Origin of the sequence: Dermacoccus sp. Ellin185, from assembly GCF_000152185.1 — a bacterium.
Lineage (GTDB): Bacteria > Actinomycetota > Actinomycetes > Actinomycetales > Dermatophilaceae > Dermacoccus > Dermacoccus nishinomiyaensis.
On the sequence record NZ_AEIQ01000024.1, the window covers coordinates 1 to 9290 of the forward strand.

The following is a 9290-nucleotide window of genomic DNA, read 5'->3' on the forward strand; positions in this document are numbered from 1 at the left end:
CCTCGACGTCATCATCGTCGTCGCCTCCTCGACGTCATCATCGTCGTCGCCTCCTCGACGTCATCATCGTCGTCGCCTCCTCGACGTCATCATCGTCGTCGCCTCCTCGACGTCATCATCGTCGTCGCCTCCTCGACGTCATCATCGTCGTCGCCTCCTCGACGTCATCATCGTCGTCGCCTCCGCGACGTCATCATCGTCGTCGCCTCCTCGACGGTGGCCTCCTGATGCTCGCCATGATCGATCCTTCGAGAGGCAATGACGTTTCGTCGTCATCCTGGCAGGTCAGGTCCAGCAGCACCATGCCCCTCAGCACATTCACGGCCGACTCGGGCGGCGCGTCAGCGGCTCCCGCGAGGACGTCGACAGGGTGACGACAGGGCGCCGTCATGGTGACGACATGGTGATGCCATCGACACGTTCGGGCGATATGTACGAGAAATCGCAAAACGTGTACATGTCAGGGTGCTCAGGCGCGTACGCTCGTCCTCATGTGGACCGGCCCCGACGTTCCGTACCAGGATCTGCCGCCTCTTCCTCCCTCGACGCAGGTCGAGACGCCGGCGGTGCTCAAGGAGGTCGTCGCCGCCAGTCGAGCCCTCGCCGCCCTGGATCAAGCGGTCCGGCGCCTGCCGGACCCGACGATGCTCGTTCACCTGCTCCCGGTTCTCGAGGCGCAGGCCTCGAGCGAGATCGAGAACGTCGTGACCACGAACGACGAGCTGTTCCGCGCTGCCGCGGACATGCCGGACACCAGGACGTCCCCGGCGGTCAAGGAGGCCCTGCGCTACCGCCGTGCCCTGTGGGTCGGGTTCGACTCGCTGCAGACGCGCCCCCTGACGTCAGGAACAGCACTCGAGATCTGCAGCGAGCTGCAGGGCCGAACCGCCACTCTGCGCAATCAACCGGGGACCTATATCGGCAACCCCGTCAACCGTGAACGCATCTACACGCCGCCCGAGGGTGCAGACGTCATCGCCGAGCATCTGTCCGGGTGGGAACGCTTCCTGCACGCCGACTCGGGGTTCGACCCGCTCGTCGTGATGGCGATGCAGCACTACCAGTTCGAGGCGATCCACCCGTTCTTCGACGGCAACGGACGCACCGGTCGCGTGATCAACCTCCTGCTCCTCGTCGAGAAGGGGCTGCTCGAGCAGCCGGTGCTGTACCTGTCGGGCCACATCGTTCGTACGAAGGACGAGTACTACTCCCGCCTCCGCGCCGTCACCGCCCAGGATGACTGGCAGGGCTGGATCCTCTACATGGTGGGTGCGGTCGGCGCCACCGCTCGATGGACGCTCTCGCTCGTCGAGGTCATCGAAGGGCTGCGCCGGGAAGCGGAGGACGCGATCCGCCGGCATCTCCCGGCGCAGGCACCCGCGTCAGACCTCGCGCGGGTGCTGTTCGCGCAGCCGTACGTCCGCATCGAGGCGATCGTCGACGCAGGCTTGGCCAAGCGTCAAACCGCTTCGAAGTGGCTCTCCGTCCTGGCGCAGCACGATGTTCTCGAGCGCCAGCAACTCGGACGCAGCGTCGTCTACCTCAATCGCGCGCTCCTCGACACGCTGGCCGAGGCAACCGATCGCTGATCCGCCGACGTCGGAGCCTTCGCGGTGACGACATGGTGATGCCATCGACACGTTCGGGCGATGTGTACGAGAAGCCGCAAAACGTGTACATGTCCGGCTCATCGCACTCACCGCGTGGGGTGGGTGCGGGACGTGGGGAGCACCGCGTCGGCTGTCGCGACGACACCGCTACGGGCGCGGCGCGGTGCCGTGCCCCCCGACGTCGAGTAGGTCGTCGACGCTCGCGGCGATGGTCGTCGCGTCGACGAGCTGCGTCGAGACGGGCGGCAGGTCGTGGATGAGGCGCGCGAGGCGTGACGCCATCGCGTCGGCGTCGAGGTGAGCGAGCGGATCGTGCGTCCAGCACGCCGCGAGGGTCACGTACGTGGCCGAACCGAGGCTCGCCTCGAGCTCGCTCCACGACCCGAGCACGCGCGGCAGGTCGCGCTGTGCTATCTGCAGGACGTGCGCGGCCTCGAGCTGCTCGAAGACGAGGTCGCGCCGCGCGCTGACGCCCCGCTCGGAGTTGTGCTCACCGTCGGCCAGGAGCAGCAGCACCCGCTCGAGGGCGCGCAGGGCGCGACGGAACTGACGACGCACGAGCAGCACGGGCAGACGACGCCCGAACGCCCACAGCACGAACAGGCAGATGACGCACGACAGGGCCGTCTCGAAGATGCGATCGAGCATCAACTCACCGATCGGCTTGTGCGCCGTGCCCGCCGACGCCACGAGCAGCGCCATCGGCGTGATGAACATCGACCCGAGCGCGTAGTTGCGCACGACCGTCCACTGCAGCAGGTACACGCACGTCAGCGCGACGACGATGACCCACCACCCGCTGGGATGCGTGAGGCTGACGAGGAAGAACAACCCGACACCGATGACGGTGCCGACGAAGCGGTGCGCCGCTCGATGCGTCAAGGTCAGCCGGTCGCCGCCGAGGGAGATGAGGAGCGCCGTCGTCATGACCGCCCAGTACGGATGCGTGACGCCGAGCGCGTACGCGAGCACGCACGTCAGCAGCACCGCGAGCGCGGCGCGCCGCGCGATCAGCGCAGGCAAGGACGAGCGCGACAACCCCCAGCGCAGCAGGTAGCGCCGCGGTGGGCGTCCGAGGTAGCGCGCCTGCGCCATGACGGGGACGGCGATCACGGCCCCGGGCAGTCGCGTCGCGGCGGTGCGCTGGACGACTTCGATGTGCAACCGGCGCAGGCGCTTCGTCAGCTCGCGCCAGTGCGGGTCGGGGTGACGGCGGCCTGTCGCCGCGCTCAACGCCCACGCCGCGGAGAAGATCGACGCGTACGCCGTGTCCCGCAGGCGGCCCGTCTCGACGAAATCGCCGTCCGGGTCTGACTCGAAGTACGCGTCACACGCCTCCTGCGCCTCGTCGACGGCTTGATCCTCCGGTTCGTGACGCTGCGGGTACTGCAGCGCGAGGCTCAGCACGCTCGACATCACGGCGCCACAGCCTGCTGCCAGCAGGAACCGGCTGCCGGGCACGCCGACCGTAGGCAGATACGTGCCGATGGCCGGGCCGATCGTCAGAAAGACAGGGCCAGGCGGGTCGCCGACGAGCGCGTGGTACAGAAGCACACTGACGCCGGCGATCGCCGTCAGCGCGACCGTCGTGAGCACCGCATGTCCTGCGACGCTCACCCCGATCGTCAACGCCGCGACGTACGCGAGCGTCATGCACGCGAGGATGGTGACGCGGTGACGCCACGTCCGCTTGACGCTGACGGTGCACAAGAACGTGCCCGTCAACCCGAGCAGACCGAGCTGTGGGCCGAGGACGAACGACAACGCCAGCACCGTCAGCGTCACGCACGTCGTGATGTGTGCCGCCGTCTTCCAGCGCCCCGGCGCGGGCTTGACCTCGACGAACGTCTGCAGCTCGTCCGCGAGGCGCGCCTTCGTCACCCCGCGACGACGGGCAGCGCGACGCACCTGCGGCGGCGCGAGCATCATCGTGAGGCGGGGCATGCCTCTATTGTGAACCTGGCCACCGGCAACCCCGGAAACCTGGGCCTTTCGCCTCCACATGCACACGGGTGCTCGTCGCCGCGGCAGTGGCATGGCGTCGTGTTCATGAATTCAGGGACAGAACATGAGAGTCAAGGAACCCGCGGCAGCGGGCACGAAACCGCGCGCCTATGCGGTGCGTTGCCGGTGGCTGCCGTGGAGCCCCCGGGCTCACCGGTGGGCCGGGCAGCTCCTCAGTGCATCCCCCGGCGGTGATGACCTGATCTCGGCGGTGATCTTCGCCATCGTGCTCGTCCCGCTCATCGTCGTCCTGGTCTACCTCATCGGCGAGCTGGCTCTGCTGTTGCTCCTGGTTCCGCTGCTGGCATTGACCCGTTTCGTGTTTCGTCGCCCCTGGGCCGTCTGTGTGAGTCGACGTGGCCGGGTGCTTCACGAGGAGCGGTGCCCCACGTTCAGCGCCGCCCGAACGCGTCGGGGCGACCTCGCACAGGCGGTGGGAACCGGCACCTGGCGCGAGCTACCGCGTCAGCACTGAGGCGCGCGCGACGAAGCACCTCGACGTCAACCCCGCGCCAGGCGCTCCCACCTCGCGATCCATGTGGACGCGCACGACGTCAGCCGCGAGCCAGCCGCTCCTCGACGTAGTCGAGCCAGCGCAGCTCGGCCTCGTCGGCGAAGATGAGCGATTCGAGGACGAGCTCGTCAGGCGTCGGAGCGCTCGGCGCGCCCGGTGTGCGGCGCGGTTTCGACCGGTTGAGCTCGCGCAGGTGCCGCATCGTCGCGGTGCGTTGCGTCGAGACGAGCGCACGCACGTCGACGCCCGGCATCGTGACGGCGAGCGCCAACTTGATGGCGAGTTCGTTGCGCGGCGTCACGTCGCGCGGGACGGCCTGGGCCCACCACGAATCCACTTCACCGCGCCCCGCCTCGGTGAGGCGATACGGAATGCGGCCCTCGTCGTCGGCCGCGCCCGCGCCCTCGACGAGGCCGTCGCGCTCGAGGCGCCCGAGCGTCGTGTAGACCTGGCCGATGTTGAGGGGCCACTGCCCACCCGTGCGTGCCTCGAACTCGGAGCGCAGCTGCGCGCCGTACATCTCCTGCGACGCGAGCAGCGCGAGCAGGCCGTTACGAACGCTCACGTCAGCCCCCTTCGCGACGTCGCGGTGAACGATGAACGTTCAACGGTACGACGCGGCGCGCCCACCCACCGAACCCACCGAACCCGCCGAACCCGGCGCGAGTCGCGCATGACGCTCACCGCTCGCGCCTCGTCAGCACCGGCTTGCGGCGTGCGAACAGCATCGACACGAGCGCTGCGACGAGTGGCACCGCGATGAGCATGATCGCGAGCGACCACCATGGGATCGCGTACGTGCCGCCGCTGAGCTGGTGCGTCCGCTCGTCCATCATGTGGTTCGTCGAGGCCCGCGCCAGGATGAGCCCCGGCGCGATGCCGACGGCGATGCCGATGAGCGCACCGATGACGCCGATCGCCGCCGCGTGCGCGCCGACGATGCGCCGCCGCATCCCCGTGGGCGCCCCGACGGTCGCGAGCGTCGCGGCATCGGCCTGCGATTCGGCGTCGTTGAGCAGCGTCGACACGATCGTCGTGAGCAGGACGACGAACGCGAGCGCCGCCGTCATGATGCCGAGGATGACGAGGATCGGGCTCGAGTAGCCCCGCTCCACCATCAACGGCATGTCGATCGGGGAGGCGGCCTTGAGCTGACCTTCGAGCTTCTTGCTCACCCCACCCTCGGGTGCGACGGTGATCGCCGCGAGATGGGCCGTCATGTGATGCTTCGCGAGCGTTTCGCGCGTCGCGATGAGCGAGTTCGGCGTCGAACCAGCGAGCTTGAACGCGGCGTCGAACGACACGGGGCGTGCCGGCACCGTCAGGGGCGAGCAGGATGCGACGGTCGCCTCCGGCAGTTCGGCGTTCTTCCACTGCACCGCGGCCAGCGTGACCTTGCCGTCGTTGATCGTCGTGGCGCTCGACTGGGGGCCCCATCCCGCGACGCCCAGGCTGTCGTTCGTCGATGGCCCGACGTGGAGGAACTCACCTCGCTTCAGAGCATCTCGCGTCGCGGCATCGAGGCCCATGAGCTTCATGCCGGCCTCGTCGACGCCGAGCATGCTGACGGCCGCGGCGGCGGCGTCCTGACCGGAGCTCTTCGCCGGGCACTTCCCTGCGAGATAGCGGGGCATGAAGTCTCCGGCGCCCACTGTCCACGCACCCGCGGCGCCGGGGACGATCTTGCGGATCGCCGCGATGGCTGTGTTGTCGTCCGCCTCACTGGTCCGCGAGCCGGGAGAGCTCGAGACGAACGCCGCCTCACCCATCGGCATCGACGGGGTGTACGTCTTGGCGAGGTACGCGTCCTCGCTCGCGCCGTAGACGCTGACGCCCGTGCACACGGCGACGGTGGCGAGCACCGCGCCGATCGACGCCGTCGCCCGCGTGCGCTGACGGCTGACCTCACGCACCGCGATGCGCGGCGTCAGGGGCAGGTGACCGGCGAGCTTGCCGGTCACCATGAGCACGTACGGCACCGCGAGCACCGCGCCGCCGAAGAACAGCGGCACGCCGATGTACGCAAGGGCGGTCTGCCCCTCCTCACTCATCGACGACCCGTCGCCCCCTCGCTGCGTCGCGAAGAACAGGCACAGCGTGCCGGCCGCGACGGCGATGACGCCGATCGTCGGCAGTCGACGCTTGACGACACGCGCCGACACCTGCCCGCGCAGGGCCTGCAGAAGGTTGGTACGACCCGCAGCCCGCGCGGGCACCCACGCGGCGATGAGCGCGGCGAGCGTCGAGACGACGACGAGGCCGACGATCCAGCTGAATCGGATGTCGGTAGGCGCATCGAGGGTCGTCACCTGCCGGCAGGCGATCTTCGCGGCGACGACACCGAGCGCGGTGCCGAGGACGGCACTGACGAGCGCGGTCAGCGCACCGAGGATCATCGCGTTGGCCAGGACGATGCGGCGCAGGACGGCGCGGGTGCCGCCGTTCGCCGCGACGAGCCCGAGGCTGCGACGCTGACGCGTCGCGCCGGCCGCGAACGCCGGGCCGGCGAGCAGTGCCGTCACGGCGACGAAGGCCATCGTCGCGACGGCGATGGCGAAGGCCATGCTCGAATCGCCCGTCGTAGCCACGTCATAGGCGCTCGCCTGCGCGGACACGTTGTCGCGGGTCGTCAGGTCGAGGCCGAATCGGTGCCACTGCTCGACGTCAGCGGCCGAGAACGTGCGCGTGTCGTCGAGGAGGAACCCCGGTGACGAGCTCGGCTTGTACCCCGTCGGCACCGGCCCGACGGCGGCGACATCCGCGAACGGCGTCGTCACGGTGCCGACGATGGTGACGTGCACCGTCTTGCTGTCGGACGGGTTTCCGGAGTCAGAGCGCGCCTGCATCGGCCCCTCGGTCGGCAACCCCATGTTCTTGCCGTACTCGGTGACGGCGACCTCACCCGGCTTCGACGGCAGGCGCCCCGAGACGAGAGTGGCCTTGCGTGCGAGCAGGGGCGAGGTGGCGTCGGTCAGCATGACGGTGCCCCACGTCGACGTGAACCCACCCGACGTCGTCTCCTGCGTGGCGGCGAACACGAAACCTTCCTGGTGGGCCTCGAGCGCGGCAACGCCCGCCTGATCGCTCACCTCAGCAGCCGTCGGAGGCTTCGATGTCGTGACGGCGCGTCCGGCTGCCGGCATCGGTACGCCCGGTTTCTCGGCGGACACCGTGACGAGGCCACCGAGCCCTTCCACGGCGCGGGCGCGTTCTTCGTCAGGGCTGATCTCGAACGTCGAGATGAAGGCGAGCATCGTCGCCAGGGCCATGACGGGCAGCAGGATGAGCAGCGCAGCGAGCGCCGAGCGGGCCTTGTAACGCATGATGTCGCGCCACGCGAGGCGCAGCGGCAGCCGCCATCCGGCGAGGGGGGAGGCCATCTCAACGACCCTCTGCGCGCGAGGCGTCCGACGCCGATGAGTTGCGCGACCCACGACTGGCAGGTGCGGCCAGGTGCGAGATCGCCGGACGCGACGCGCGCGTCGCGCCGGCCGTCCGCACCGCCATGACGAGCGCAACGGCGATGATGCCGACGAGCAGGACGACGAGCGCCGGCGTCGACAGGAACACGCCCTCGAGCGCCGGCCCGTGCGTCGCATCGAGCCACGATTCGGCCGGTTTCGTCGTCACGTGCGACGGGGGCGAGCCCTGCACCCACGTGTGCACGCTGACGACGGCGAGCTCCTGCACCCGGGACAGGTGGTCGGACGCGGTGATCATGCCCGGCCCTCCGTCGTTGCTGATGTCACACTCGTCGCACCGTGCGAGCGGGTGACGGCGCTCGCCCCGAACGGCTCGGGTTCGTCGCCGACGATGCCGACGACGGCGCCGTCACGCAGGTTGACGATGCGGTCGGCCCACGACGCGTGCCGCGAGTCGTGCGTGACGAGCAGGACGGCGGCGCCCGCGTCGCAGCGCTGACGCAGCACCATGAGCACCTCCTCACCCGTGACTGAGTCGAGCGCGCCCGTCGGTTCGTCGGCGAGCACGACGCGGCGCTCGCCGACGAGGGAGCGCGCGATCGCGACGCGCTGCTGCTGGCCGCCCGACATCTCCTCGGGGTAGCGGTCGGCGAGGTCGGCCAGGCCGACGGCGTCGAGCGCCTCGAAGCCGGCCGCGCGGGCGGCGCGCAGGCCCATGCCGTCGAGTTCGAGGGGGAGCGAGGCGTTCTCGACCGCCGTCAGCGCCGGGACGAGGTTGAGGTCCTGGAAGACGAACCCGACGCTGCGTCGGCGCAGACTCGCCATCTCCTTCTGGCCGACGCCGACGATGCTCGCACCGCCGATGCGCACATCGCCGCTCGTCGGCGCGTCGAGGCCCCCGGCCATGTTGAGCAACGTCGACTTGCCCGAACCGCTCGGGCCCATCACGGCCACGAGTTCGCCCGGGTACAGCGCGAGGCTGATGTCCTTCAACGCGTGCACGTCACCCGCGGGTGAGGGGTGCACCTTGCTCACGCCGTCGAGCTCGAGGGCTGGTTGCGTCATCGTTCATTTCCCTTCGTGAGGCCTGACGTGCGCCGCCGACGATGTGTCGACGGCGCACGTCACGCTCCCGTTCCCTTACCGCATACGCAGTATGCATACCCGGTATTCACATGTATACCGGGTATGTGGGTGCTGTGGGGGAATGACGCGCCGGTGGGTGTGTCGGGCGTGTCGGGTGAGGCGCGCCGCGCGGCATGTGCCGGGGGTGTCGTAGCACGTCGAGGCTTGGGGCCGGCGGGCGACGGGGCGTCGGGGTGCGCCATGACCGTGCCGCAGATGGTGCGAAACCACGCGCAGCGCGCCGAACGTCGCGCGCGTTTCGAGGCGGAAGCCCAGCTCGCTGAGCGTCTGAGCAAGGCCCGTACACCCCGCCAGAAGCGACGCGAGCTCGCCCGCGTGAATGGCGAGGCGAAGCGCGCACGCAGCGGCGATCAAGAAGGCGGCACAGTGGGCCGGCGTGAGTGATCGTCAGGCGCAGCGATGGGCCAAGACTGCCGATCGCGACGGCAACCCTATGCCGCTCGCGAAAGCCTCACCGGTCGTAGAGAAGCGCCGCACCGCCGTGCAGCGTGGCATGGGAGGTGCGCGGAAAGTCCAGGCGGACCGCATGGCAGCGATGCGCCATTTCACCATCCCAGGCACGGTGAAGGTCGAGATCGACACGGGCGGTAAAGC

10 protein-coding genes are annotated in these 9290 nt (G+C 69.5%); 5 read left to right on the forward strand and 5 right to left on the reverse strand.

Annotated elements, in window-relative coordinates; all coding sequences use genetic code 11:
* Both HMPREF0321_RS16260 and HMPREF0321_RS00930 read left to right on the forward strand, forming a co-directional pair.
* Positions 1-228: hypothetical protein (locus HMPREF0321_RS16260; protein WP_006943492.1), on the forward strand; the 228-nt coding region annotated here is incomplete at its 5' end.
* 263 nt (positions 229-491) lie between these two features.
* Entirely contained in the window at positions 492-1589 is a 1098-nt protein-coding gene (locus tag HMPREF0321_RS00930; RefSeq protein ID WP_006943495.1) for a Fic family protein, read from the forward strand.
* Between the two features lie 168 nt (positions 1590-1757).
* On the opposite strand, the gene HMPREF0321_RS00935 is transcribed toward HMPREF0321_RS00930, so the two are convergent.
* Entirely contained in the window at positions 1758-3554 is a 1797-nt protein-coding gene (locus HMPREF0321_RS00935) for an FUSC family protein (protein ID WP_006943489.1), read from the reverse strand.
* A gap of 124 nt (positions 3555-3678) precedes the next feature.
* Here HMPREF0321_RS00935 and HMPREF0321_RS15805 point away from each other — a divergent pair, with 124 nt between their 5' ends.
* Positions 3679-4089, forward strand: coding sequence for a hypothetical protein (locus HMPREF0321_RS15805; protein ID WP_139023508.1), 411 nt, complete (start codon positions 3679-3681; stop codon positions 4087-4089).
* Between the two features lie 79 nt (positions 4090-4168).
* Here HMPREF0321_RS15805 and HMPREF0321_RS00945 read toward each other — a convergent pair whose 3' ends face one another.
* From HMPREF0321_RS00945 to HMPREF0321_RS00960, 4 genes are all read right to left on the reverse strand, one after another.
* A complete protein-coding gene (locus tag HMPREF0321_RS00945; RefSeq protein WP_006943494.1) occupies positions 4169-4693 on the reverse strand; it encodes a PadR family transcriptional regulator in 525 nt (174 codons plus the stop codon).
* Positions 4694-4808: 115 nt separating this feature from the next.
* The gene (locus HMPREF0321_RS00950) at positions 4809-7508 is read right to left on the reverse strand and encodes an ABC transporter permease (protein ID WP_006943497.1); all 2700 of its coding nucleotides are present in this window, start codon (positions 7506-7508) and stop codon (positions 4809-4811) included.
* A 1-nt stretch (position 7509) separates the two neighbouring features.
* Positions 7510-7848 carry a hypothetical protein gene (locus HMPREF0321_RS00955; protein WP_006943491.1) on the reverse strand — a complete coding sequence of 113 codons (339 nt, stop codon included), beginning with the start codon at positions 7846-7848 and terminating at the stop codon, positions 7510-7512.
* Positions 7845-8615, reverse strand: a complete 771-nt coding sequence (locus HMPREF0321_RS00960) for an ABC transporter ATP-binding protein (protein WP_006943493.1) — start codon at positions 8613-8615, stop codon at positions 7845-7847. The genes HMPREF0321_RS00955 and HMPREF0321_RS00960 overlap by 4 nt, the downstream gene beginning before the upstream one ends.
* 261 nt (positions 8616-8876) lie before the next feature.
* On the opposite strand from HMPREF0321_RS00960, the gene HMPREF0321_RS00965 reads away from it, so the two are divergent.
* Both HMPREF0321_RS00965 and HMPREF0321_RS15810 read left to right on the forward strand, forming a co-directional pair.
* Positions 8877-9080, forward strand: a complete 204-nt coding sequence (locus HMPREF0321_RS00965; protein ID WP_006943496.1) for a hypothetical protein — start codon at positions 8877-8879, stop codon at positions 9078-9080.
* Positions 9073-9290: hypothetical protein (locus tag HMPREF0321_RS15810; RefSeq protein ID WP_139023509.1), on the forward strand; the 218-nt coding region annotated here is incomplete at its 3' end. The genes HMPREF0321_RS00965 and HMPREF0321_RS15810, both read left to right, overlap by 8 nt.

Excerpts from the sequence above, each read along its gene's own strand:
- HMPREF0321_RS00930 (WP_006943495.1), top strand. The coding sequence starts at position 492 with ATGTGGACCGGCCCCGACGTTCCGTACCAGGATCTGCCGCCTCTTCCT.
- HMPREF0321_RS15805 (WP_139023508.1), top strand. The coding sequence starts at position 3,679 with ATGAGAGTCAAGGAACCCGCGGCAGCGGGCACGAAACCGCGCGCCTAT.
- HMPREF0321_RS00960 (WP_006943493.1), bottom strand. The coding sequence starts at position 8,615 with ATGACGCAACCAGCCCTCGAGCTCGACGGCGTGAGCAAGGTGCACCCC.
- HMPREF0321_RS00965 (WP_006943496.1), top strand. The coding sequence starts at position 8,877 with ATGACCGTGCCGCAGATGGTGCGAAACCACGCGCAGCGCGCCGAACGT.
- HMPREF0321_RS00950 (WP_006943497.1), bottom strand. The coding sequence starts at position 7,508 with ATGGCCTCCCCCCTCGCCGGATGGCGGCTGCCGCTGCGCCTCGCGTGG.
- HMPREF0321_RS00935 (WP_006943489.1), bottom strand. The coding sequence starts at position 3,554 with ATGCCCCGCCTCACGATGATGCTCGCGCCGCCGCAGGTGCGTCGCGCT.
- HMPREF0321_RS00955 (WP_006943491.1), bottom strand. The coding sequence starts at position 7,848 with ATGATCACCGCGTCCGACCACCTGTCCCGGGTGCAGGAGCTCGCCGTC.